At 69.9% G+C, this 23,294-nt stretch carries 21 protein-coding genes; 8 read left to right on the forward strand and 13 right to left on the reverse strand.

The window, feature by feature from the left end; all coding sequences use genetic code 11:
* Window positions 1-175 precede the first annotated feature (175 nt).
* A complete protein-coding gene (locus EDF23_RS05545; RefSeq protein WP_123293079.1) occupies window positions 176-1,651 on the forward strand; it encodes an amino acid permease in 1,476 nt (491 codons plus the stop codon).
* A gap of 14 nt (window positions 1,652-1,665) precedes the next feature.
* Here the strand turns inward: EDF23_RS05545 and EDF23_RS05550 are convergent, their stop codons facing one another.
* Window positions 1,666-2,427, reverse strand: coding sequence for a LysE family transporter (locus EDF23_RS05550; protein WP_207895444.1), 762 nt, complete (start codon window positions 2,425-2,427; stop codon window positions 1,666-1,668).
* A 70-nt stretch (window positions 2,428-2,497) separates the two neighbouring features.
* Between EDF23_RS05550 and EDF23_RS05555 the strand changes: the two genes are divergently transcribed.
* Window positions 2,498-3,424 carry a LysR family transcriptional regulator ArgP gene (locus EDF23_RS05555; protein ID WP_131921006.1) on the forward strand — a complete coding sequence of 309 codons (927 nt, stop codon included), beginning with the start codon at window positions 2,498-2,500 and terminating at the stop codon, window positions 3,422-3,424.
* 37 nt (window positions 3,425-3,461) lie between these two features.
* On the opposite strand, the gene EDF23_RS05560 is transcribed toward EDF23_RS05555, so the two are convergent.
* Complete coding sequence (locus EDF23_RS05560; protein ID WP_131877700.1) at window positions 3,462-4,241, reverse strand: DNA-formamidopyrimidine glycosylase family protein; 780 nt, start codon at window positions 4,239-4,241, stop codon at window positions 3,462-3,464.
* Window positions 4,234-9,024, reverse strand: a complete 4,791-nt coding sequence (locus tag EDF23_RS05565) for a DEAD/DEAH box helicase (protein ID WP_131921008.1) — start codon at window positions 9,022-9,024, stop codon at window positions 4,234-4,236. Before EDF23_RS05565 ends, EDF23_RS05560 begins: the two co-directional genes overlap by 8 nt.
* A gap of 170 nt (window positions 9,025-9,194) precedes the next feature.
* On the opposite strand from EDF23_RS05565, the gene EDF23_RS05570 reads away from it, so the two are divergent.
* The gene (locus EDF23_RS05570) at window positions 9,195-9,848 is read left to right on the forward strand and encodes a PadR family transcriptional regulator (RefSeq protein ID WP_243648820.1); all 654 of its coding nucleotides are present in this window, start codon (window positions 9,195-9,197) and stop codon (window positions 9,846-9,848) included.
* A 152-nt stretch (window positions 9,849-10,000) separates the two neighbouring features.
* Here the strand turns inward: EDF23_RS05570 and EDF23_RS05575 are convergent, their stop codons facing one another.
* Complete coding sequence (locus EDF23_RS05575) at window positions 10,001-10,618, reverse strand: alpha/beta hydrolase-fold protein (protein ID WP_165901017.1); 618 nt, start codon at window positions 10,616-10,618, stop codon at window positions 10,001-10,003.
* A gap of 73 nt (window positions 10,619-10,691) precedes the next feature.
* Here EDF23_RS05575 and EDF23_RS05580 point away from each other — a divergent pair, with 73 nt between their 5' ends.
* The gene (locus tag EDF23_RS05580) at window positions 10,692-11,234 is read left to right on the forward strand and encodes an NUDIX hydrolase family protein (protein ID WP_111083509.1); all 543 of its coding nucleotides are present in this window, start codon (window positions 10,692-10,694) and stop codon (window positions 11,232-11,234) included.
* A gap of 102 nt (window positions 11,235-11,336) precedes the next feature.
* Here the strand turns inward: EDF23_RS05580 and EDF23_RS05585 are convergent, their stop codons facing one another.
* Together EDF23_RS05585 and EDF23_RS05590 are read right to left on the reverse strand one after the other, a co-directional pair.
* Complete coding sequence (locus EDF23_RS05585; RefSeq protein ID WP_111083508.1) at window positions 11,337-11,546, reverse strand: CsbD family protein; 210 nt, start codon at window positions 11,544-11,546, stop codon at window positions 11,337-11,339.
* 143 nt (window positions 11,547-11,689) lie between these two features.
* On the reverse strand, window positions 11,690-13,297 hold the full coding sequence (locus EDF23_RS05590; RefSeq protein WP_131921014.1) for a DEAD/DEAH box helicase: 1,608 nt from the start codon (window positions 13,295-13,297) through the stop codon (window positions 11,690-11,692).
* 288 nt (window positions 13,298-13,585) lie between these two features.
* Here EDF23_RS05590 and EDF23_RS05595 point away from each other — a divergent pair, with 288 nt between their 5' ends.
* A complete protein-coding gene (locus EDF23_RS05595) occupies window positions 13,586-14,419 on the forward strand; it encodes an endo alpha-1,4 polygalactosaminidase (RefSeq protein ID WP_123293090.1) in 834 nt (277 codons plus the stop codon).
* A gap of 3 nt (window positions 14,420-14,422) precedes the next feature.
* On the opposite strand, the gene dcm is transcribed toward EDF23_RS05595, so the two are convergent.
* The 5 genes from dcm to EDF23_RS05620 form a co-directional block, all read right to left on the reverse strand.
* Complete coding sequence (dcm, locus tag EDF23_RS05600; protein WP_131921016.1) at window positions 14,423-15,580, reverse strand: DNA (cytosine-5-)-methyltransferase; 1,158 nt, start codon at window positions 15,578-15,580, stop codon at window positions 14,423-14,425.
* Window positions 15,581-15,695: 115 nt separating this feature from the next.
* Window positions 15,696-17,762 (reverse strand): ATP-binding protein, encoded by a 2,067-nt coding sequence (locus EDF23_RS05605; RefSeq protein ID WP_131921018.1) that lies wholly within the window; start codon window positions 17,760-17,762, stop codon window positions 15,696-15,698.
* A gap of 54 nt (window positions 17,763-17,816) precedes the next feature.
* Window positions 17,817-18,176 carry a GntR family transcriptional regulator gene (locus EDF23_RS05610; protein WP_165901018.1) on the reverse strand — a complete coding sequence of 120 codons (360 nt, stop codon included), beginning with the start codon at window positions 18,174-18,176 and terminating at the stop codon, window positions 17,817-17,819.
* Window positions 18,177-18,186: 10 nt separating this feature from the next.
* Window positions 18,187-18,759, reverse strand: coding sequence for a DUF1684 domain-containing protein (locus EDF23_RS05615; protein ID WP_131921119.1), 573 nt, complete (start codon window positions 18,757-18,759; stop codon window positions 18,187-18,189).
* A gap of 131 nt (window positions 18,760-18,890) precedes the next feature.
* Window positions 18,891-19,373 (reverse strand): hypothetical protein, encoded by a 483-nt coding sequence (locus EDF23_RS05620; RefSeq protein WP_131921020.1) that lies wholly within the window; start codon window positions 19,371-19,373, stop codon window positions 18,891-18,893.
* A gap of 74 nt (window positions 19,374-19,447) precedes the next feature.
* On the opposite strand from EDF23_RS05620, the gene EDF23_RS05625 reads away from it, so the two are divergent.
* On the forward strand, window positions 19,448-20,215 hold the full coding sequence (locus EDF23_RS05625; RefSeq protein WP_131921022.1) for a carbonic anhydrase family protein: 768 nt from the start codon (window positions 19,448-19,450) through the stop codon (window positions 20,213-20,215).
* A gap of 3 nt (window positions 20,216-20,218) precedes the next feature.
* Here the strand turns inward: EDF23_RS05625 and EDF23_RS05630 are convergent, their stop codons facing one another.
* On the reverse strand, window positions 20,219-20,851 hold the full coding sequence (locus EDF23_RS05630) for a GNAT family protein (protein WP_131921024.1): 633 nt from the start codon (window positions 20,849-20,851) through the stop codon (window positions 20,219-20,221).
* A gap of 97 nt (window positions 20,852-20,948) precedes the next feature.
* Between EDF23_RS05630 and EDF23_RS05635 the strand changes: the two genes are divergently transcribed.
* Together EDF23_RS05635 and EDF23_RS05640 are read left to right on the forward strand one after the other, a co-directional pair.
* Window positions 20,949-21,554 (forward strand): hypothetical protein, encoded by a 606-nt coding sequence (locus tag EDF23_RS05635; RefSeq protein WP_243648821.1) that lies wholly within the window; start codon window positions 20,949-20,951, stop codon window positions 21,552-21,554.
* 67 nt (window positions 21,555-21,621) lie between these two features.
* Entirely contained in the window at window positions 21,622-21,924 is a 303-nt protein-coding gene (locus tag EDF23_RS05640) for a DUF427 domain-containing protein (RefSeq protein ID WP_111083501.1), read from the forward strand.
* 48 nt (window positions 21,925-21,972) lie between these two features.
* Here EDF23_RS05640 and EDF23_RS05645 read toward each other — a convergent pair whose 3' ends face one another.
* Entirely contained in the window at window positions 21,973-23,232 is a 1,260-nt protein-coding gene (locus tag EDF23_RS05645; protein WP_207895445.1) for an Nramp family divalent metal transporter, read from the reverse strand.
* Between the last annotated feature and the right edge of the window lie 62 nt (window positions 23,233-23,294).

Below are 23,294 nucleotides of genomic sequence, written 5' to 3' on the forward strand. Positions count from 1 at the left end.
CGGTCGACCCGCTCTGCCCACGGAACCTGGTTCCGGACACCGCACCGCGCCGTTCCCTGGTTCCGCGTCCGGAACCTGGTTCCCATGCGCCCAGCGGCTCCGCTGTTTGCGTGTCGGGGTGGTACACCAGTAATGTCACGGGGTCCGCCGCCCAGTCGATGACGGGATCCACCCCATGGCAACGAAGCTCCGCATCAAGTCGATCGAGGCCTCACTGGCCGACTCCGAGGAGCAGGGCCGGTCCCTGAAACGCTCCCTGAAGACGTTCGACATCGCCGCGATGGGCATCGCGGTCGCCGTCGGCGCCGGCATCTTCTCGGTCGGCGCGAACGCCGCCGCGAACTTCGCCGGGCCCGGCGTCATCATCTCGTTCCTGCTCGCCGCGGTCACGTGTGGCCTGGCGATCATGTGCTACGCCGAGTTCGCCTCGACGATCCCCGTCGCCGGCTCCGCCTACACGTTCACCTACGCCACGATGGGCGAGCTCCTCGCCTGGATCGTCGGCTGGGACCTCATCCTCGAGACCCTCACCGCCAGCGCCGTCATCGCGAAGTACTGGGGCATCTACCTCAGCACCGCGTTCGACGTGTTCGGTGTGACCCTGCCGAGCACGATCCAGCTCGGCCCGATCCCGTTCACCTGGGGCCCGGTCCTGATCGTCGGTATCTTCACGGTGCTGCTCGCCTTCGGCACCCGCCTGTCGTCGCGGGTCTCGGCGGTCATCACGATCATCAAGGTCGCCATCGTGGTGTTCGTCATCGTCGCCGGCGCGTTCTTCGTCAAGGCCGCGAACTTCACCCCGTTCATCCCGCCGTCGGAGCCCGCCAAGGGCGCGGAGGGCAGCGTCTGGACCCAGTCGCTCGTGTCGTGGTTCACCGGTTCCGAGCCCGCGCAGTACGGCGTCTTCGGGCTGCTCGCCGCGGCGTCGCTCGTGTTCTTCGCGTTCATCGGCTTCGACGTCGTCGCGACCAGCGCGGAGGAGACCGAGAACCCGCAGAAGACGCTGCCCCGCGGCATCTTCATCGGCCTGGGCATCGTGACGCTGCTCTACGTCGGCGTCAGCATCGTCATCACCGGCATGGTCTCCTACCAGCGCCTGGCGCAGGAGGACGCACCGTCCCTGGCCTCGGCCTTCGACATCGTCGGGCTGCCGTGGGCTGCCGGCATCATCGCCATCGGCTCCCTGATCGGCCTGACGACCGTCGTCATGGTGCTGCTGCTCGGTCTGTCCCGCATCGTCTTCGCGATGAGCCGTGACGGTCTGCTGCCGCGCTGGTTCTCGAAGACGAACCCGAAGACGCAGACGCCGGTGCGCGTGCAGGTCGTCGCGGGCGTCGTCGTCGCGCTGCTCGCCGGGTTCACGGCGGTCGACAAGCTCGAGGGCATGATCAACATCGGCACGCTGTCGGCCTTCGTGCTGGTGTCGATCGGCATCATCGTGCTCCGCAAGTCGCGTCCGGACGCCCCGCGCTCGTTCCGGGTGCCGTGGTCGCCGGTGATCCCGATCCTGTCGGCGGTGCTGTGCTTCTGGCTGATGCTCAACCTCGAGGTCGAGACCTGGCTGCGGTTCGTCGTCTGGCTCGTGATCGGCTTCGCGATCTACTTCGGCTACAGCCGCCGCAACAGCCGGGTCGGCAAGGGCCAGCAGTAGCGGGCTCCGGCCTCCTACGCGCCGACGACCAACAGGACGCCGAAGCCCAGCATCACGACGGCGACCAGGCCGTCGAACACCCGCCACGTCAGCGGCTTCTCGAACAGCGGTCGGAGCAGTCGCCCGCCGAACCCGAGCGCGCCGAACCACAGGCAGCTCGCCGCAACCGCGCCGACGGTCCAGAGCCAGCGGTCGTCCGGGCCCTGCTGGTTCGCGACGGACCCGAGGAACACCAGCGTGTCCAGGTACACGTGCGGGTTCGCCCACGTGAAGACGAGCATGGTCGCCACCGCCGTGCGCATGGTCACCGCCTGGCCGGGAGGCACGGTGCGCGTCCGCCCCGCCACCACCGTCCCCGGGCGCTCGGGTCCACTGCCCGCGGCCGGCTCCGGCACGCCGTCGTCCGACGCCTCGTCGGCGACGCGAGTCGCGATGGTCACGTCGTCCGCCGCCTCGTCGGCCACGCGCATGGCGTCGCGCGACGGCCGCAGTGCCCGTCGCGCGGCGAGCACGCCGTAGGTCACGAGGAACGCGGCCCCGACGAACCGTACGACGACGAGCGCCACCGGGAACCGCTCGACCACGGCCCCGACGCCGAGCACCCCGGCGACGATGAGCACGGCGTCCGACACCGCGCACACGACGACCGCCGCCGTCACCACCCGCAGACTCGAGCTGACCGCCAACCGGAGCAGGTAGGTGTTCTGCACACCGATCGCGACGATCAGGGCGAGTCCGGTGCCGAGGCCGGCGAGCAGGGGGAGGAGTGCGGTCACGTCCACGACGCTAGGTGCTCCCTCGTCTGTAGAACAGCTCACGTTCCTACAGCGCCGTAAGCTGCACTGCATGGTCCGGTTCCAGCGCGAGCACCTCGAGACCCTGTTGGCCGCCGTCGACCACGGCACCCTCGACGCGGCCGCCCGGGCCCTGGCGATCACCCCGTCGGCGGTCTCGCAGCGCATCAAGTCGATGGAGCAGCAGGTCGGCCGGGTCCTGCTGCAACGGACGACCCCGGTCACCCCGACTGCCGACGGAGCGGTCGTGCTCCGGCACGCACGTCAGGTGCGGTTGCTCGACGACGAGACCGCTCGCGCACTCGGCGAGACCGATGCCGACGGTGCGGGGTCTGCGGTGCCGTCGATCCCGCTCGCCGTCAACGCCGACTCGCTCGGCACGTGGTTCCTTGACGCGCTCGCACTCGTCCGTGCCGACACCGAGGTGGTCTTCGACCTGCACCGCGAGGACCAGGACCGCACCGCCGAGCTGCTGCGCGCCGGCACGGTGATGGGTGCCGTGACGGCCGAGGCGGACCCCGTGCAGGGCTGCTCGTCGGTGCCGCTCGGCATCGACCGGTACCGGGCGGTGGCGTCGCCGGCGTTCGTCGACCGCTACCTGGCCGACGCCGACACCGAGCGGCGGATGCTGAGCCGCCTCGACCTGGTGCCCCTCGTCGACTACGACCGTGACGACGACCTGCAGCAGGGCTACCTCCGCCGGGTGCTCGGCCACGCGCCCTCCGGTCCACGCCACTTCGTCCCGACCTCGGCCGACTTCGCACGGGCGGTCTCGCTCGGCTTCGGGTGGGGGATGCTGCCCGAAGCGCAGTGCCTCGATGCCCTGGCGCGGGGCGAGCTGCTCGAGCTCACCCCGACGCGCCGAGCCGACGTCGCCCTGTGGTGGCAGCGGTGGAACCTGGCGTCACCCTTGCTCGAGCGGGTCACGGACGCGGTGCGGTCGACCGCCGCCGAGCGCCTGCACCCCGTCACCCGGTGAGCAGGCACGTGCCGGTGCTCGTCGCTGCGCCCGCGGCTCAGGTCTGGCAGCGCGGGCACCAGTAGGTGTCCCGCAGGGTGAGTTCCGAGTCACCGAGGTCCCCTCGCCGGATCCGGGTGCCGCACCGCAGGCACGGCTTGCCCGCGCGTCCGTAGACCCAGAACCGACGCCCCGGGCGATCGATCCCCGTCGTCACCCGGTGGCTGCGGTCCCGGTTCGCCAGGATGAGCCGGCTCGCCAGGGAGATCGTCCGGCCGGCGTCGTGCACCTCGGCCACCGGGCGGGTCGGCAGGACCCCGCGCAGGAAGCAGAGCTCGTTGCGGTAGACGTTGCCGAGGCCGGCGAGCACCCGCTGGTCGAGCAGCGCCAGGCCGACCGGCCGCGACGGATCCCGCGTCAGGTTCTCGAGCGCCAGGTCGGCGTCCCAGTCGGGGCCGAGCAGGTCCGGGCCGAGGTGTCCGACGACCTCGGACTCCTGGTCGCGGGGGATCACCTCGAGCACCCCGAGTGTGAACCCGACCGTGGAGACGTCCTCGGTGTCGAGGATCGCGCGTGCCTGGTGCGCCGGGCGTCGCCAGCGCTCGCCGGGGGCGTAGACGTCCCACCGCCCCTCCATCTTCAGGTGGGAGTGCACGGTCAGGTCCCCGATCCGGTGCAGCAGGTGCTTGCCACGGGGCACGACCTCGTCGACGGTGCGGCCGACCAGGTCGACGGTCGCGAACGCGGGCACCCGGAAGTCGCTCCGGGTCAGGACCTTGCCCGCGAGCGCCGTGTGCAGCCGGTGCGCTGCCCGGTAGACGGTGTCGCCCTCAGGCACGGAGCCGGAGTCCCTGCGGGGTGGCGGTGAACCCGGCGTCGCCCAGCGCGGTGCCGAGCGGGGTACCGAGCACGAACTCGCCGTCGACGCGCTCGACCGCGAGCTTCCGCAGTCCGGTGCGCACGATGCCCGCGATCGACGCCGCTGCGACGGCCAGGTCGGCGGGGTCGTCGGTGAAGGTCAACACCGACTTGCCGCCGCGCTCGACGTACACCGCGAGCCGGCCGTCGACGGTGGTGACGAGTGCTCCGGCCTTGCGCCCGGGCCGGTGGCCGCGTGCGCCGGTGGTGGCCGGTGCCGGGGCCTTCTGCGCAGCCGCAGCGACAGCAGCGACGTCGGCGCCCGTGACGTCCGTGTCGGCCGCCGCGCGGTCGTCGGACGGCCAGTGCAGCGATGCGCCGTACGGGTTCGCGGGGTCGGTCGCGGCCAGGGTCAGTGCCTCGCGCTTCCGGTCCGGGTCGACGCGTTCGTCGTCGTCGAGGTCACGGGCGTAGGTCCGCAGCCGGTCGATGGTCGGACCCGTGGCGAACTGTGCGGCCCCGAGGCCCTCGATGAAGTAGCCGCGGCGCGCCCGCCCGGACTCCTCGAACCGCGAGAGCACCCGGTACACGCCCGCGAACCCACCCCGGACCCCCTCGACCTGGACGGCCCCGCGGGTGACGACCCCGTAGCGCTCGAGCAGCTGCTCGGCGGTCGCGGCGGCCCGCACGGTCGAGTCGGACTCGGCCAGGGGGAGCAGGGACCAGCGGCCACCGACGGACGGCGGGCCGGACTGCGTCGGCATCGTCGGACGGCGGCGCCCGCGGTACGCACGAGCCCGCGGGGCGCTGCTGCTCTTCGCCTTGCCGCCGAGCATCGAGCGCAGCGGAGCGAACGTGTCGTTCGTGATCTGTCCGGCCCAGACGAGGTCCCACAGCGCCGTCGTCAGGGCCGGGTCGTCGGTGCTGCCGACGGCCTGCCCGAGCTGGCGGAAGAAGTACGCGCCGCCGCCGGCCAGGGCACCGAGCACGTCGCGCTGCAGCTCGGTGGTCTCGTCGCCGGAGGGCTCGGCGAGCGTCGTCGACGCCGTCTCGGCGAGGTGCAGGCGCACCCACCCGTCGTTGCCGGGCAGGGTCCCGCCGCCGGACCACAGGACCTCGCCGGTGGCGGTGAGCTCGTCGAGCATGTTCGTGGAGTAGTCGGTCACCCGCGCGGGCAGCACCAGGGTCTCCCAGGCGCTGGCGGGCAGGGCGACGCCGGCGAGCTGGTCGATCACCTGCAGGACCCCGTCGACCCCGCGCAGGCCGCCGCGGGTGCCGGGGGTCTGCACGTGCTGCCAGGCGGGCAGGAAGCGCGCGAGCGTGTCCGGCGACACCGGCTCGACCTCGTGGCGGAGCGCGGCGAGGGACTTCGTGCGGATCCGGCGCAGGACCTCGGCGTCGCACCACTCGGCGCCCTGCCGATCCGGGCGGAACTCGCCCTCGACCACACGTCGGTCGGCGACCAGACGGCGCAGGGTGTCCTGCACGACGGCGACCCCGAGGCCGAGGCGACCCGCGGCCTCCTGCGCCGAGAACGGCCCGTGCGACCGGGCGTACCGGCCGACCAGGTCGCCGAGCGGGTCGGCGACGGGTTCGACGAACGCGGTCGGCACGCCGATCGGCAGCGGGACCCCGAGGGCGTCACGCAGGCGCGAGGCGTCCTCGATGACGGCCCAGCGGGTGGACCCGGCGTGTGAGAACGACAGGACACGGCGGTCGCGCTCGAGCGCGGTGAGCACGGTCTGCACCTCGGTCGCAGCGGCGGAGCGGTCGTCCGACGCCGCCAGCCAGCTCCGGTCGACGGCTTCGTCGAGGTCGAGCGCGCCGACGAGCCGCAGCACGTCGACCAGCCCCTCGGCGTCGCGCGCCCGGCGGTCCGGCGACAGCCGCTGCAGGTCCTGTTCGACCGAGGCGATGACCGCCGGGTCGAGCAGCTCCCGCAGTTCCGCGCGGCCGAGCAGTTCGCCGAGCAGGGTCGAGTCGAGCGACAGTGCCGCGGCCCGGCGCTCGGCGAGCGGGGAATCGCCCTCGTACATGAACGCGGCGACGTACCCGAACAGGATCGAACGGGCGAACGGGGACGGCGTCTCGGTCTCGGTCTCGACCAGGCGGATGCGGCGGCCGGCGATCTCGTCGGCGATGCCGAGCAGGGCGGGCACGTCGTAGACGTCCTGCAGCACTTCGCGCACGGTCTCGAGCACGATCGGGAACGACGGGTACTTCCGGGCCACCTCGAGCAGCTGCGAGGCGCGTTGCCGCTGCTGCCACAGGGGCGAACGCTGCCCGGGGTTCCGACGGGGCAGCAGCAGGGCGCGCGCCGCACACTCGCGGAACCGCGCGGCGAACAGCGCCGAGCCACCGACCTCGTCCGTGACGAGTGCCTCGAGGTCGTCGCGCTCGAACACGAACAGGTCGGCGCCCGGCGGTTCGGCGTCGGTCTCGGGGATGCGCACCACGATGCCGTCGTCGGCGGCCATCGCGTCGCCGTCGATGCCGTGGCGTTCGCGCAACCGTGCCGCGACCGCCAGGGCCCACGGCGCGTGCACCTGCATGCCGTACGGCGAGTGCAGGATGAGCCGCCAGTCGCCGAGTTCGTCGCGGAAGCGCTCGACCACGAGCGTCGTGTCGTTCGGCACGTGACCGGTGGCCGCCCGCTGGTCGCGCAGGAAGGTCAGCAGGTTCGTGACGGCACGCTCGTCGAGGCCGCCAGCGGCGACCCGGGCGCGGGCGTCGTCGTCCGAGGCGCCCTCGACCTCGCGCACGAACGCCCCCGTCGCGCGACCGAGTTCGGCGGGGCGGCCGATGCCGTCGCCCTTCCAGAACGGCACCCGACCGGGCTGTCCGAACGCCGGGCTCACGATGACCCGGTCGTGGGTGATCTCCTCGATCCGCCAGCTCGTGGCACCGAGCGCGAAGACGTCCCCGACGCGGGACTCGTAGACCATCTCCTCGTCGAGCTCGCCGACGCGGGAGGCCTTCTCGCCGACCATGAACACGCCGAACATGCCGCGGTCCGGGATCGTGCCGCCGCTCGTCACCGCGAGCCGCTGGGCGCCGGGGCGTCCGGTCAGGGTGCCGTGCACGCGGTCCCACACCAGCCGCGGGCGGAGTTCGGCGAACTCGTCGCTCGGGTACCGCCCGGTGATCAGGTCGAGCGTGGCGTCGAACGCCGAGCGGGGCAGCCCGCTGAACGGAGCGCTCCGCCGGACCAGGTCGAACCAGTGCTCGACGTCGACGGTGTCGATCGCTCCCGCGGCGACGGTGTGCTGCGCCAGCACGTCGAGGGGGTTCGCCGGCACCGAGATCGACTCGATCTGCCCCGAGACCATCCGTTCGACCGTGACCGCACTGTTGACGAGGTCGGCGCGGTGCTTCGGGAACAGCACTCCGCGGGAGATCTCGCCCACCTGGTGCCCGGCACGCCCGACGCGCTGCAGACCGCTCGCGACCGAGGGCGGCGCCTCGACCTGGACGACGAGGTCGACCTCGCCCATGTCGATGCCGAGCTCGAGCGAACTCGTCGCGACGACGCACCGCAGCCGACCGGACTTCAGGTCGTCCTCGATGATGGCGCGCTGGTCCTTTGACACCGAGCCGTGGTGGGCGCGGGCGAGCACGGGCACTGCAGTGTCGGAGCCGCCGCCACCGGTCTGCCCGGACGCGCCGATCATCTGCGCCGGCGGCCGCTTCGTGCCCTGGGGTGCGACCGCGTGCGCCGAGGTCCGGGCGGGCGACTGTGGGCGACCCCGCGCCACCGGCAGTCCGTCGTCGGCCGGCGAGACACCCGCCGGCACCAGCGCATCGCCCTCCGCGGCCGAAGCCGGAGCCGCCGCGGCGAGGACGCGCTCTTCGTGGATCTCGTTCAGCCGCGCGGTGAGTCGCTCGGCCAGTCGCCGCGAGTTCGCGAACACGATCGTCGACCGGTGCTCCTCGATGAGGTCGACCACACGCTCTTCGACGTGCGGCCAGATCGAGCCGTTCGCGGGAGCGTCGGACGCGTCCGCACCGACCGGCGGAGCACCGAGCTCGGCCATGTCGTCGACCGGCACGACCACGCGCAGGTCGAAGGTCTTCTGCGCCGGCGGGGCGATGATCGTCACCGGCGCACGGCCGCCGAGGAACCGAGCGACCTCTTCCGGCGGCCGGACCGTGGCGGACAACCCGATGCGCTGCACCGGCTTGTCGAGCAGGTCGTCGAGCCGCTCGAGCGAGACGGCCAGGTGCGCCCCGCGCTTGGTCGAGGCGACCGCGTGCACCTCGTCCACGATGACGGTGTCGACGTTCACCAGGGTCTCGCGCGCCTGCGAGGTGAGCATGAGGTACAGGGACTCGGGCGTGGTGATGAGGATGTCGGGCGGCTGGCGGAGCAGCTTCTGCCGGTCCGACGACGGGGTGTCGCCACTGCGCACCCCGACGGTGACCTCGGGTGGTTCGGTGCCGAGCCGCCGGGCCGTCTGCGTGATGCCGACGAGCGGGCTGCGCAGGTTCCGCTCGACGTCGACGCCGAGGGCCTTGAGCGGCGAGACGTACAGGACCCGCGTGCGCTGCTTGGCCGGGGGCCGGTCGGTCGCGCTGATGAGCCGGTCGATCGACCACAGGAACGAGGCCAGGGTCTTGCCGGATCCGGTCGGCGCGATGACGAGAGCGTGCTGCCCCGTCGAGATGGCGTCCCAGGCGCCCGCCTGCGCCGGTGTCGGGGCGTCGAACGCACCTCGGAACCACTCCGCGGTCGCGGGGGAGAAGCGCTCGAAGACGTCCGTCATGGTCCGCCCATCCTGCCCGCCACCACCGACAGCAGGCCGAGCGGTGAGTACCCCTTGACAAGACGATAGTTAGCGATCTATCGTAAACACATCGCGATACGACGAAGACGAAACCAGTCTGACCGACCGCGAGCCGACTCAGCAACAAGGAAGGACGCACCATGCGCCCCATGCACAACGACAACGAAAGCAACCACCACCCGCGCGGCCCCCGTTTCGGCGGCGCGCGGCAGCACCACGGCGCCGGCTTCCCCGGCCGCGACCGCGGTGACCACGAGCACGGCGGCCGAGGCGGCCGTGGCTTCGGCCCGGGCTTCGGGCCGGGCATGGGCATGGGCTTCGGCCCCGGCTTCGGCGGCTTCGGCGGACCCGGCTTCGGGCGCGAACGCCGCCGCCGCGGTGACGTCCGCCTCGCGATCCTCGGCCTGCTGGCCGAGGGGCCGCAGAACGGCTACGCCGTGATCAAGACCATCGCCGAGCGCACCGGCGGCGCCTGGAAGCCGAGCCCCGGCTCGGTCTACCCGACGCTCCAGCAGCTCGTCGACGAAGACCTCGTGGTCTCGTCGGGCGACGGCCGCAAGACCCTCTTCGAGCTCACCGACGCCGGCAAGGCCGAGGCCGAGGCGAAGGCCGACGAGATCGCAGCGGCACTCGACGCGGCCCCCGGGATCCCGGACGCGCAGCGCGAGTTCTTCGAAGCGCTCCGGAAGACCATGGGCGTCCTGCAGATGTACCGGACGACCGCGACGGAGGACCAGGCCAAGGCCGCCACCGCCAAGGTCGACCAGCTCCGCAAGGACCTCCTGCAGATCCTCGCCGACTGACGGCGGAACCCACGAACGGGAGGCACGGTGCCAGCCCGCACCGTGCCTCCCGTCCGTCGTCGCCGGGGCTAACCCCGGCGCATCGTGAGCAGAAAAGGTCGAGTCCGCACGCCTGGACTCGACCTTTTCTGCTCACCAAGCGCGCCCCGCGCCTACGCCCCGATGAACGCGGCGACGTCCGACAGCTCCGCTGCCGACACCGCGTGCGGCAGCCCCTCGTACGTCCGGTCCGTCACGGTGGTGTTCGCCGCCGCCCACGCCTGCGTCCGCGCGGTGGCCTCCGCCGGGATCACCGGGTCGAGGTCGCCGTGCCCGAGGAACACCCGCGGCCGGACGGCGGCGACGGTCTCGTCACGCCCATCCGTCACCCCCGGCACGACGAACCCGGACAGCGACACCGCGAACGCGAACGCCGCGGGCCGTGCGCGCAGCAGCTGCAGCGCCATCGACCCGCCCTGCGAGAACCCGAGCAGCCCGATCCGCGGGTGGTCGGCGGCGACGGAGTCGACCCACGCGAGCACCTCGGCGACTGCGGTGTCGACGGGCTCGAGTGCGGGGGAGCCCGGCGTCCCGAGCGGGTACCAGCTGAACCCCTGGCCCCACGGCATCGGTGCCCGCAGTGACGCCATCGTCCAGGCCGCCGGCAGCGCGGGGGCGAGTCCGAGCAGGTCGCGTTCGTTCGACCCCACCCCGTGCATGGTCACGAGCAGCGGTGTCCCTGCGCGTTCTTCCGCGGGACGGGTCCACTGCACCAGGTCTGCATCGATCATGTGGACAACGCTAACCATCCCCAAGTCCCGCGCCTTCCGCCGAACTCGACGCCGTCCCTGGTAGACACGGTGCATGGCCTCGTTGCAAACCCCCGACCCCGACTCCGGCTGGCTGTCCGACGAGGAACTCGCCAACGCGCGTCGTCGACTCCCCATCTGCTACGTCGAGGCGATCCCCGTCCGTACCGACGGGCTCGGCGTCGTGACCGAGGTCGGAGTGCTGCTGCGTGTGGCCCCGAGCGGCTCGATCGTCCGCACCCTGGTGTCCGGTCGCGTGATGTTCGGCGAGTCCATCCGCACGGCGCTCTTCCGTCACCTCGAGAAGGACCTCGGCCCGATGGCGTTCCCGCAGCTGCCGTCGAGCCCGACGCCGTTCACCGTGGCCGAGTACTTCCCGCTGCCCGGCGCCTCGGTCTACACCGACGAGCGACAGCACGCGATCTCGCTGGCCTACGTCGTCCCGGTCACCGGCACGTGCGAGCCCCGGCAGGACGCCCTCGAGCTCACCTGGATGACCCCGATGGAAGCCGCGTCCGACGGCGTCGCCGACGACATGGAGGGTGGCCGCGGCGCCCTGCTGCGCGCGGGCCTCGCGTCGGTCGGCGCGCTCATGTAGCGACCCGCCCGGTTCTGGAACACGACGGAGCACCCGCGCACGACGAAGCCCCCGGATCCGATCGGATCCGGGGGCTTTGCAGCGCGGTAGTGAACCGGCTTCTTACTTCGTGTCGCGGTCGCTCTTGAGGCTGTCGGCGACGCCGGAAGCGGCGTCCTTGACGTTCGTACCCGCCTGCTTGGTGTCGGCCTTGACCTGATCGGTCTTGCCCTCAGCCTTGAGGTGGTCGTTGTCCGTCGCGTTCCCGACGGCCTCCTTGACCTTGCCTGCCGCCTTCTCAGCGGCGTTCTTGATGTCTTCGATCCCAGCCATAGGCACTCCTTCCAACAGCGGACGTTTCCCCGTCAGCCGCTTGCGCGGCATCCGGTGAAGGAGAACCTACGCCTCGGGGGCGTCCGCTTCGCAGGCGCCCCCAAGGTTGTCCCCCGCTGGTCAGCGCGGGCCGGGTCGACAGGTCAGTGGCGGTCGGCAGCGCCGGCCGGACGGGAGGCACGGCGCGACGAGCCACGACGGCCCCCGCCCGACTCCTGGCCGGCTCCACGGCCCGCGGCGTAGCCACCGTCCGAGGACCAGACGGCAGAGGACCCACCGCGCACGGTGTCGCTGCCGGCGCGACGGCTGCCGCCGCTGCGGCGACCACCCGTCGAGCCCGCGCCCGCTGCGGCGGAGCGCCCGGTGCCCTCGGAACGTGCGCCGCGAGCCGGACGGCCCTGACGGCCCCCGGCCGAACCGGCGGACTCGGAAGCCGAGCCGGAGCGCGCGGGCTGACCCGAGCCTCCCGGACGGCCGCCGCGACCACGACGACCACGGTCACCGGCGGAGTCGGCGGAGCGCTGCTTCGGCTGACGCTGGTGCTGCGCGGGCTGGTCCTCGGCGACGTGGCGGATCGGGGCGATCTCGCCGACGAGCGTGGTGACCGCCGGGGAGGTCGCGGTGACCTGCTGCGGGGTGACCTTGATCGCGGCGGCACGCATCATCTGTGCGACGTCGCGACGCTCGGCGGGCATCGTCACCGTGACCACGTCACCGGACGAACCGGCACGGGCGGTACGGCCCGAGCGGTGCAGGTACGCCTTGTGCTCGGTGGGCGGGTCGACGTGCACGACGAGCTCGACGTTGTCGACGTGCACACCACGGGCGGCGACGTCGGTGGCGACGAGGACGAGGGCCTCGCCGGACGAGAACTTCGCCAGGTTCCGCTCACGGGCGCCCTGCGACAGGTTGCCCTGCAGGTCGACGGCCGGGATCCCCTGGCTGCTGAGCTGCTTGGCGAGGCGCTTGGCGTGGTGCTTGGTGCGCATGAAGAGGATGCGGCGACCGTTGCCCGAGGCGAGGGTGCTCACGAGGTGCTTCTTCGCGTCGGCGTCGGCGACCTCGAACAGGTGGTGGGTCATCGCCTCGACGGGGCTGTTCGCCTCGTCGACGGAGTGCATCACCGGGTTGTGCAGGAACTTCTTGACGAGCTTGTCCACGCCGTTGTCGAGCGTGGCGGAGAACAGCAGACGCTGCCCCTGCTCGGGCGTCGCCTGCATGATCTTGGTCACGCCGGGCAGGAAGCCCATGTCGGCCATGTGGTCGGCCTCGTCGAGGACGGTCACCTCGATGTCACCGAGGTTGACGTGGCCCTGCTGCATGAGGTCGGCGAGGCGACCCGGGCACGCCACGACGACGTCCACGCCGCCGCGCAGGGCGTCGACCTGACGGCCCTGTCCGACGCCACCGAAGATGGTCGTGGTGTTGAGGCCCATGGCCTTGGCGAGCGGGGCGAGGGCGACGTCGATCTGGGTCGCGAGCTCACGGGTCGGGGCGAGCACCAGGGCGCGGGGGCGGCCGGCGCGGCGCTTGCGGCCACTGGCGGCGAGGCGGGCGACGAGCGGGATCGCGAAGGCGATCGTCTTGCCGGAGCCGGTGCGGCCACGGCCGAGGACGTCCTTGCCCTGCAGGGAGTCGGGGAGCGTGTCCTCCTGGATCGGGAACGCGGTCTCCTTGCCCTGGTCGGCGAGGACGGCGACCATCGGCGCTGGGACGCCCAGGTCGGAGAAACGGAGGTCATTGGTGGTCATGGTGACCTTTCGAGCCGGATGAGACCGGCTGTGGGCGCGCTCTGAGGCAGCGCGCGGGCGGGATGCGCGCCAACAGAGGTGGCTGGCGCAGTCGCCGCAGCAGAGAAGCCTGGGCACCTTCGGGAGGTGCTCGATCATCGACCAGAGGATCAGTGGAACGTGGTCGGGAGTTCGGGGCGTCCGTACGACGCACGAGACGATCGGCGTCTCGAGTACCACCAGCATAGCGTGTCGACCCCGCAGAACCCAGGACCGGTCCGTTCGCCGTGCGCATGCGAGGATTCCCGGGTGCGTACGCGAACCGTCCTGATCACCACCGCGATGGCCCTGGTGGCCGTCCTCGGCACGGCCGGTTGCGCCGAAGCTGCTCCGACCAGCGCTGCGGCGAGCTACCGCAACCTGCCGACCTCGGGGCGCCCGGACTACCAGCTCGGCGGCTCCTACACGCCGCCGTCCGGTGTGACGATCGTCGAGCGGGACAGCACCGCGAAGCCCGCGAAGGGCAAGTACGACATCTGCTACGTCAACGGGTTCCAGACGCAGCCCGAGTCCGCCCGCACGTGGACGGGGTCCTACCCGTCGGCGATCCTGCGCGACCGGGCCGGCAAGCCGGTGTCCGACCCGGGTTGGCCGGACGAGATGCTCCTCGACACCCGGACGGCCGCGAAGCGCGCGCTCATCACGAAGGTGCTCGCGAAGTCCATCGCCCGCTGCGGCGACCGCGGGTTCGACGCGGTCGAGTTCGACAACCTCGACTCGTGGACCCGGAGCGGGAAGCGTCTGACGCGCGCCGGCAACCTCGCGCTGGCGAAGTCACTCGTCGACACCGGGCACCGCCACGGCCTGGCCGTCGGGCAGAAGAACACGCCGCAGCTCGGGGCCTCCGGCCGGAAGCAGACCGGGTTCGACTTCGTCGTCGCCGAGGAGTGCGTGCAGTACCGGGAGTGCTCGGCGTACACGAAGGCCTACGGCAAGCGGGTCATCGACATCGAGTACGCGGACACCCTCGAGCGCTCCTGGGGGTCGGTCTGCAAGCTGAAGAGCCGCCCGGCGATGACGATCCTGCGCGACCGCGACCTGGTCACGCCGACCGACGACGCCTACGTCTTCGAGCACTGCTGATATTTACCCGGCAGCGGCTAAGAGCACATCTCCACGGAAATCGGACGCCGTGCTAGCAACCAAAGGGCCGAGATATTCGCGCGCCAGCCATGATACGACTGGCACGCAAACTGCATCTCCGAATGCCCACAGCTGATCAGACCGGCGGAGATGTGCGGTGACTGGGTGGTTGACGCCCATCAGCTCAGCGTACTCAGCTGGACCCATCCATCGAATATTTACAACACCGCGTCCCGCTCGAAGCACGGCTTGCACCGACGAACCTCCTTTTGGAGTCCGCAGGCATCCGGCCCGCTCGTCCGCGCGGAACTCCCAGGTGGGGACACCGAGTCGCATCCGTCGATACCCCGTCCGGTAGGAGGTAACGCTGGAGTCGCGAAGAGATGCGATCCTAGCTGCCTGTCGCGGAGAAAGAGACTTGAGAGCTGCACTTACCGACGAGGCGTCCCACCAAGTCACCTGAGTGTCCTCTTCAACCCGGGCTGCCAGCGAGGAGAAAGTCTCAGGGTGCTGGGTCGTCGGCAATGCGGGTGCGTACGAAACGAGCTTCTCATTCAGATATGGGAGTAGGCCACTGAGTCGGCTGGCTTCCCTCGATTCCGCAGCCGAAACCGGAGGTTCGGGAACCGACTTTGAGCCCACGATGAACAAGCGCGGACGCGATTGGGCAACGAACATCGCGGCGTCGAGCGGGATCACGTCAAGTTGGTATCCAAGTTCCTTTAAGTCCATTAGGACGGCAGAAAGATCCTTTCCTTCGTTCCCGCTGACAAATCCCCCGACGTTCTCGATCGCGATCACGGAGGGCGCGCGATCACCCATCTCTTTCAGTACTCGAGAGAAATGCCAGTAGGCACCACTTTCTCTGCCCCGAATGCCAGCGCGAAGACCGGCTTGCGATAGATCGGTACAAGGGAATGATGCCCAAGCAAGGTCTATATCTGGGATATCCGCTCCACGGATATTTGCCACATCGCGCTCGTCATAGACGTGTTCCGGCCCATGAATCGCGTCAAAGACTCGCTTCTTTCGCGGGTCATAGTCGTTAGACCAGACTACGGTGAATTCCCCATCTTCCAGGCCAAGCTTCGCGAGCCCTACCCCGGCAAAGAACTCGGCGACCTTGAAGCTGTCGCTCGCAATAACAGATGAGAGGACCACGGGCCGACCTTCTACAGTTTGAAATGCTGCACTAGAAACCACCCGGCACCCGCTCGGAGCCGTTGGCCTGCCGTGATCCTACCTCATGACACCAGCATGACGACGCCCCGCGGTCTCAGTGTGTTTCAGTTGCGAGTTCCAAATAAGCCTCGGCTTCGTCCTTGAGACTTGTCCTACCGCCGAGCTCCGAAGCGCCTTGATTACCGTCTGAGACATCGTCCTCAATGGACGCAGAACTCGACGTTGCGATGGCGTCGAGAAGCTTCTGAATTCTCCCAACGGACTCGTTTGCATTCAAGTAGTCCTGATAGGAGGAACGTGCGTTATCGATCAGTTCGTCGTAGAGCACCACTCGGGCCTTACGTGCGGCGAGCTGCTCGTTACTTATACTGCGGCCGTCTACGTCGGACCAGTCACTTAGCGGTTTGCCGACGACGCAGACGACCGCCACCGTCTCATTCTCTCGGCCGTTGTCCCGAAGCCACTCGCGGACGGCGTTATAGTACTTTCTGATCTGCCTGTCCAGCTCGTTCGTATTCGTGACGACAGTTGCCCGCTTGAGTTCAATGATGACGTGTTGGCCCGAGGTCCGTTGATAGCGAATGTCGTAGCGACTGTTTCGTTCCTCATCAGAAAGGCGATCTGCAATCTCAGCAAAAGCTGTCGCCATTCGCTGCTCCATTGTTACAGCGGAAGCGCGTTCCCAGCCTGGGTCCAAAAGCCATACGTGGTTGAAGAGATGCTCCTGTAGAAACTTTTCTTTCGCATTACTGTCCGTCAGCGTCGCAAGCTTCTCAATCACCGCTAGGCGAGAACGGACGATCTTGTGGTAAAGGGCGGCCTCTAGGTCGGCACTGGTGGTGAGCACTTTACCAAGAGATTTCAAATCTTCGGGGTCGAGTTCCTCGAGCGCGTCCAGGTTATCTCGTTGCTTCATAAGTTCGAACGCGAGTACGCTTTGGGCCAGCAGCTCGGCGCTACTGGTTTCTGAGAGACCAAGTTGATTTATTTTGCGGAACAACCGCTCCGCCTTCGCACGGGTGTCACGACCAAGAGTCAGATACCACTCTTTGACCTCGGGAATAGCGAGAGCAGCATCTACGCCTGCCTTGCCCCTTAGTTCCGTCCACTGTCGTTTAATGGTCTGCAACTCTGCCCTCAATGCACTTTTGAGGGCTACGAAGCGTTCGTCATCCTCCCGAATAGATTGCCGACTGCTTGTCGCGATATCCTCACTATCCTCGTCATCGAGGAAGTCGGCGTGTATCTCGCCGAATAGATAATTTCGGTAGATTCCTACATCGTTGAGACTATCTAGAAGATCTTCTTGTGCAACTTTGCCGCGGATCAGAAGTGGGATGCGATTCAATGAGTCGCCGTTAGCCTCTTCGCTCAACTTGCTGGTATCGCGCGCTGTGGCGATCCAGCCCCTCAGGGACGACGGTTGGACCCCGCGGTGCTCAAAGTATTCGGCATTTGTGTAGTCCGTCTGGCTGGGTTCGCCGTTCAACTGCCACACGTACTGCGCCATCTTCTGGAGCCCCCGTTGTGCGGGTTCGATTGGCTCTCCGTTGAGTATCACTTCAAAGTTGCTCGCCGGACCAATAATGCTGAATCGACGTGCGAGGCGCCGCATTAGATGGGAGCTCGTTTTACCGGGGTCATTCTTTAATGCCCGCAGAGTGAGTCGAGTTCCCTTTGGGAAATCGATACTCCCGGTGTCCTGCGGAACGGGATGGTATTTACCTGTAGCTGTCGGATCGTCAGTACCAATAGCTTCCGTAATGCCTTTCATCTCCAGAAGAAACGCTTCAGGCTGGCCGCCCGTAGTTGTTTCGACGAGGATTTCATCGGCGATGCTGAACAAAGCGAGCTTGCCGATGCCTTTGCGCCCCATTACTGGCCGCCCGGACGCCGTCACCGCCCTGTCGTCTTCTCGCCGCTGGTAGCCGACACGCAGGAAGCGTTCATTGACATCACTCAGAGTCATACCTGTGCCGTCGTCGGCGACGATGATTTCTCGACGGGCGCTGTCGATATCGATCTGCACGGTCGACGCATCTGCGTCCCAGGCGTTCGCAACGGCTTCGGAGAGTACTGCCGGATTGTTGCTATAGAGGCCGATACCCAGATGGCGAAGGACATTCATGCTGAGCGTCATTGCATAGCGTTCACTGGTCATATTTCCCCCTACAGCTTGTGGTATTTAAAATTATCCTAGCGTACGCTTCTCGCGTCAGGCGGGCCAGGCGTCCTTGAGCGCGGTGGCCGCCTGATCGGCGGACAGTCCGGCGGCGCGGGCAGCGGCAGCCAGCGCGCGGGCCGCATCGGCCACGGCGTCGGGCACCTCGGCCGGCCGCACCACCCGGGTGCCGGCACCACGCGCGGTGTGCACGAGCCCGGCCTCCTCGAGCAGCTGGTAGGCCTTCGCGACCGTGCCGGCCGCCAGCCCGAGCTCGTCGGCCAACCCCCGCACGCTCGGCAGCCGTTCGCCGTCGACGAGGTACCCCGCGCCGATCTGTGCCGCGATCTGCGAGCGGACCTGCTCGAAGGGCGGCACGCGTCCGCCGGCGTCGAGTGCGACCAGTCCTGCCATGCGTTCCACCCTAGAAGTCGTACTGCTCGCCGACCGGGATCGGCACCGGCACGGTGTTGCCGGGAGGCGCGAGCGGGCACGCCCACGCCGGGTCGTACGCGCACGACGGGTTGTACGCGAAGTTGAAGTCCAGCACGAGCGAGTCGGCGTCGTCGCCGCCCAGGTCCGAGCCCTTGATCGTGTCGAGCAGGTAGCGTCCGCCGCCGTACGTGCCGCGGGCCTTGCCGGCGCTGGAGTCCTTCACGGGGACGAACAGCCCGCCCGCGTAGCCGCCGTGCGACCAGACGTCGAGCGTGCCGACGCCCGGGACCGTCACGACACCGAGGCGGTCGAAGTGCACGGTTCCGTCGGTGCCGGTCTCGTAGTCGAACTCGGCGGGCTCGGCCGGTTCGATGCGCACCTGGAACCGCCAGGCGGGGTCGTAGTCCGGCACGGGCAGCGACTCGAAGTCGCGGGCGTCCTCGTCCAGGAGCGGCGACGCGGGGTGCTCCGCGAACATCGCGTCGCGGGTCTCCCGCCACAGTGCGTGCGCGATCTGGGGATCGGGCGTCGCGCGGACACGGCGGTACAGGTCGAACGTCATGCGCCGCCAGTCCACGGTCGCCAGCGTGCTGCGCACATGGTCGTCGGTCGTCGGCTCGTGGGGGCGCGTCTGGCTCACGTGGTCGAGGCTACGCCCGCTCCGCGGTGGACGGGAGGCCCGACTCGCCTCGGTCAGGCAGCATCCGTCCGCCAGGTGGGCGCGAGCGCACGCATCCGGTACGCCCGCCACTGCCAGATGACCCACATCCCCGGCCACAGCAGTGCGCCGAGGGGCCACGGCCGCATCCGGTAGGTCAGGCGGTCGATGAGCAGCGTCCGGTCGCCGGGAGCCGGCACGACCGCCATCCGGTGGCGCATCGTCATGCGGCCGAACAGCCCGCTCGTGCCGCCGCCGTTGTCACGCTGCACGGGGACGCCGTCGATCTCGTACAGGTCGAGGTCGACGTGCGTGTCGCCGCTCGGCACGAGGCCGAACGCACTCGCGGTGATCGGGTGCGGGTGCCCCGGTTCCCACCGCTCGGGGAACCCCTCGGGGCCGCGCGAGCGGTACACCAGGAACGGCTTCGTCACCGCGACCATCACGGACGGGGACAGCAGGGCATCGCGCACGGCGTCGACCGGCGCATCGAGGACGATCCGGATACCGACGTGCATGCCCAGGACCCTACGCTCGCGGGCGACGGCCGCTCTCGGCAAATGTGAAATACGAGTATGTGAGTGTGTGCAGCATGCGATCCACTCATCCCCGCCTCCCCCTGCTCGCCGCCCCCGCCGTCCTCCTCGTCCTCGCCGGGTGCGCGGCCGGAACGCCTCCCGAGGCCGACGCGCACGACGCCGGCACGTCGTGGTCGTACGAGGGAGCAGGCGCCCCGCAGCACTGGGGTGGTCTCACCGACGAGTACGGCACGTGCGGCACCGGCGACCAGCAGTCCCCGATCGACCTCCCGCCCGCCCGCGGTGGCGCCGACCTCGACCTCGTGGGCTCGGGCGCCGTCCGGGGTCTGACGGCGGACAACGGGCACACCGTGCAGTTCACCGCCGGCGACGGTGCCTCGACGACCATCGCCGGCGCGGACCTCGACCTGGTGCAGATGCACTTCCACGCGGGCTCGGAGCACACCGTCGACGGCGATCCGGCCGACGCGGAGTTCCACTTCGTGCACGCCGACGACCGCGGGACCCTGACCGTCGTCGGGGTCCTCGCCGAGCGGGGCGCGCACAACCCCGCCTACGAGAGCTACCTCGCCGGGGCGACGGCGGGTGCCGGCCGGGAGAGCACGGTGGACGTCGAGGCGATGCTGCCCGCGTCGCGCTCCTTCGCGACCTACGAGGGCTCGCTCACCACGCCGCCCTGCACCGAGGGGGTGCGGTGGATCGTGCTCGAGGACCCGATCGAGCTCGGCGCCGACCAGCTCGCCGACCTCGAGGCAGCGCACGTCGAGAACGCGCGTCCGGTCCAGCCGCTCGGTGACCGGACGGTCCGTCACACGCTCTGACGGTCAGGCGTGCCGGGCGGACCGGCGGCGCGACCCCTCGGCGCGGTCGTGCCGCCGGAGCCGCTCGGCCAGGGACAGCCGGACCGCCGGCCACTCCGAGGCGATGATCGAGAACACCACGGTGTCGCGGAGCGTGCCGTCGCGACCGATCGAGTGGTTCCGCAGCACGCCGTCCTGCTTCGCGCCCAGACCGGCGATCGCGGCGCGGGACTGGTGGTTGTGCCAGTGCGTGCGGAACTCCACCGCGATGCACTGCCAGGCCTCGAACGCGTGGGACAGCATCAGCAGCTTCGCCTCGGTGTTGATGCCCGAACGCTGCGCCGACTTCGCCAGGAACGTGCTGCCGATCTCGACGTGCCGGTTGCCCGCGTCGATGTTCATGAAGGTCGTCGAGCCCACCACGCGGCCGGTCGGACGGTCACGCACCGCGAAGGGCACCATGCGGCCGGCATCGTGCTCGGCGAGGCGCCGGTCGATCTCGTCCTCGACCTGGGCCGGCGCGGGGACCGAGGTGTACCAGGTGCGCCACAGATCGCCGTCCGTCACCGCTGCCCGCAGGTCTTCCGCGTGCTCCTGCGCGAGGGGCTCGAGCGTCACACGGTCGCCGGTCAGGGTGGGCGCGGGGGCGATCTCCATGGAAGTGCATCCTACGGTCGTCGACCATGGTGGAGCCTGTCGGGACGGCCACCCTGTGGAGAGGGACAGCATCGCCCGGACGGCTATCGTGACGGACGTGGCAGAACGCACCCAGGAGCAGTACCAGGTCCGGTTCGCGTGGGGCACCGGTGGTGCGGCACGCATCGCCCACGGCGCACACCTCGTCGTCTGGGTGGACGTCCTGCCGAGCTCGCCGGACGCGGCGGCGCAGCGCCGCGCGCTGCGGAACGCGACCGTCCAGCTGCCGGACGGTCCGGAGGTCGTGCTCGGCCACCTCGGCAACGCGAGTGCGATCGCGGAACGGGTGACGGGCCTCCAGGCCGATCGTGGCGACCGGTGCGTCGTCGCGGTCGTCGCCGCCGGGCTGCACCATCCCGGAGCGCTGGACGACGCGGCCGAGGCCGCGGGCGAGACCGTCGACGTGCCCGACGCACCCGACTTCGCCGTCGAGGACCTGCTCGCCGCCGGCGCCGTCGTCGACGCGCTCGCCGCGGTCGGGATCGACCACACCTCACCGGAGGCCGCCGCGGCCTGCGCGGCGTACACCGGGCTCCGGCGCGCGGTGAAGCACCTGGTCACGGCCTCCGAGAGCGCGGCCGTCCTCGGTCGCGAGCCGGTGCACGCGGCGCTCGCCGTCGGACCGGAACTGGTCGTCCTGCGGGAATCGCGGGGCCGGGCGTAGCGTTCGGGCGGACAGGGACCGGAGCGCCGTCCAGGCCGTCCGGCACCAGCGAGCGAAGGAGCAACGCATGAAGGCAGTCGTCGGCGACACGGTGATCGCGGAGGCCCCGGAAGAGGACCTCATCAAGATCGAGGGCAACTGGTACTTCCCGCCGTCGAGCGTGAAGTCCGAGCTGTTCACCGAGAGCCCCACCCAGTACCACTGCCCGTGGAAGGGCGACACCCAGTACTTCACGGTGAACGTGGACGGACAGGCGCTGCAGGACCGCGCGTGGTCCTACCCGACGCCGATCCCGTCATCGTTCGACCGCGTCGGCAAGGACTACTCGGGCTACGTCGCGTTCTGGAAGGACGTCACGGTCGTCGAGTGACGACGGACGTCGTGCCGCGCACCGCGTCGCCGCGCACCGCGTCGCCGCTCACTGCGTCACCGTGAGCACGATCAGCGCGACGTTGAGCGCCACGATGACCGCCGCGATCACCCACGCCACCACGCGGGTGGTCGCGGCGTTCACGTCCGTGCCCATGATGCTGCGGCGCGACGTGTAGACGACCAACGGGACGATCGCGAAGGCGATCCCGAAGCTCAGCACCACCTGGCTCACCACCAGCAGCATCGTCGCGTCGGCACCGATCGCGAGCAGCACGATCGCCGGCACCAGGGTGATCACGCGCCGTGCCACGAGCGGGATCCGGACGTGCAGCAGCCCCTTCATGATCTCGGCGCCGGCCATGCAGCCGACCGAGGTCGAGGCCAGCCCCGACGCCAGCAACCCCACCGCGAACAGCACCCCGACGACGGGCCCGACGTGGTCGGCGATCGCCCGCTGGGCACCGGGGATCGAGTCGGTGTCGGCGACGCCGGGCAGGGTCGCCGCGGCCAGGACGAGCATGCAGATGTTCACGCCGCCGGCGACCACCAGCGCGAGACCGACGTCCCACCGGGTCGCGACGAGCACGCGGCGGCGCTCGGGGCCGGCGGGGACGTCGCCGTGCCGGTCGCGGGCCAGCGCGGAGTGCAGGTACACCGCGTGCGGCATGACCGTCGCGCCGAGCATCGACGCCGCGAGCATCACCGACTCGGAGCCCTCGAACCGCGGCACCAGGCCGCTGACGAGCTCGGCGGGGGAGACCTGCGCGAAGAGCAGCCCGGCGCAGAAGCCGACGGTCAGGATCGCGAGCATCGCCGTGACGACGGCTTCGAAGGTGCGGGTCCCGCGGCGGCTGTGCAGGGTCAGCAGGAGCATCGAGACCACGCCCGTGATGAGCCCACCGGCGACGAGCGGCAGGCCGAAGAGCAGGTGCAGGGCGAGTGCGCCGCCGATCACCTCGGCGATGTCGGTCGCGGCCGCGACGATCTCGGCCTGCCCCCAGAACAGCAGCCTCGGGGTGCGACGCATCCGCAGGCCGAGGTGCTCCGGCAGGGACTTGCCCGTGACGACGCCGAGCTTGGCGGACAGGTACTGCACGACGACCGCGCTCGCGTTCGCGGCGACCAGGACCCAGAGGAGCAGGTAGCCGTACTTCGCCCCGGCGGTGAGGTTGGCCGCCACGTTGCCGGGGTCGACGTAGGCGATGGCCGCGACGAACGCCGGGCCGAGCAGGGTGAGGCCGGCGGCGCGGCGCCTCGGGGTACCCGTGGGTTCCTCGGTGGTCCTGGCTGCGGCGGTGTCGGTCACGGGACCCAGCATGCCAGAGAATTCGGCGCACCGAATCTTTTTCTTCGCGATGCCTTGTCGGC

It is taken from the genome of Curtobacterium sp. PhB128, assembly GCF_004340725.1.
Taxonomy (GTDB): Bacteria; Actinomycetota; Actinomycetes; order Actinomycetales; family Microbacteriaceae; genus Curtobacterium.

Excerpts from the sequence above, each read along its gene's own strand:
- EDF23_RS05545 (WP_123293079.1), top strand. The coding sequence starts at position 176 with ATGGCAACGAAGCTCCGCATCAAGTCGATCGAGGCCTCACTGGCCGAC.
- EDF23_RS05640 (WP_111083501.1), top strand. The coding sequence starts at position 21,622 with ATGAAGGCAGTCGTCGGCGACACGGTGATCGCGGAGGCCCCGGAAGAG.
- EDF23_RS05575 (WP_165901017.1), bottom strand. The coding sequence starts at position 10,618 with ATGATCGATGCAGACCTGGTGCAGTGGACCCGTCCCGCGGAAGAACGC.
- EDF23_RS05605 (WP_131921018.1), bottom strand. The coding sequence starts at position 17,762 with ATGACCAGTGAACGCTATGCAATGACGCTCAGCATGAATGTCCTTCGC.
- EDF23_RS05585 (WP_111083508.1), bottom strand. The coding sequence starts at position 11,546 with ATGGCTGGGATCGAAGACATCAAGAACGCCGCTGAGAAGGCGGCAGGC.
- EDF23_RS05555 (WP_131921006.1), top strand. The coding sequence starts at position 2,498 with ATGGTCCGGTTCCAGCGCGAGCACCTCGAGACCCTGTTGGCCGCCGTC.
- EDF23_RS05565 (WP_131921008.1), bottom strand. The coding sequence starts at position 9,024 with ATGACGGACGTCTTCGAGCGCTTCTCCCCCGCGACCGCGGAGTGGTTC.
- EDF23_RS05615 (WP_131921119.1), bottom strand. The coding sequence starts at position 18,759 with ATGACGTTCGACCTGTACCGCCGTGTCCGCGCGACGCCCGATCCCCAG.
- EDF23_RS05590 (WP_131921014.1), bottom strand. The coding sequence starts at position 13,297 with ATGACCACCAATGACCTCCGTTTCTCCGACCTGGGCGTCCCAGCGCCG.
- EDF23_RS05620 (WP_131921020.1), bottom strand. The coding sequence starts at position 19,373 with ATGCACGTCGGTATCCGGATCGTCCTCGATGCGCCGGTCGACGCCGTG.
- EDF23_RS05570 (WP_243648820.1), top strand. The coding sequence starts at position 9,195 with ATGCACAACGACAACGAAAGCAACCACCACCCGCGCGGCCCCCGTTTC.
- EDF23_RS05580 (WP_111083509.1), top strand. The coding sequence starts at position 10,692 with ATGGCCTCGTTGCAAACCCCCGACCCCGACTCCGGCTGGCTGTCCGAC.
- EDF23_RS05610 (WP_165901018.1), bottom strand. The coding sequence starts at position 18,176 with ATGGCAGGACTGGTCGCACTCGACGCCGGCGGACGCGTGCCGCCCTTC.
- EDF23_RS05625 (WP_131921022.1), top strand. The coding sequence starts at position 19,448 with ATGCGATCCACTCATCCCCGCCTCCCCCTGCTCGCCGCCCCCGCCGTC.
- EDF23_RS05630 (WP_131921024.1), bottom strand. The coding sequence starts at position 20,851 with ATGGAGATCGCCCCCGCGCCCACCCTGACCGGCGACCGTGTGACGCTC.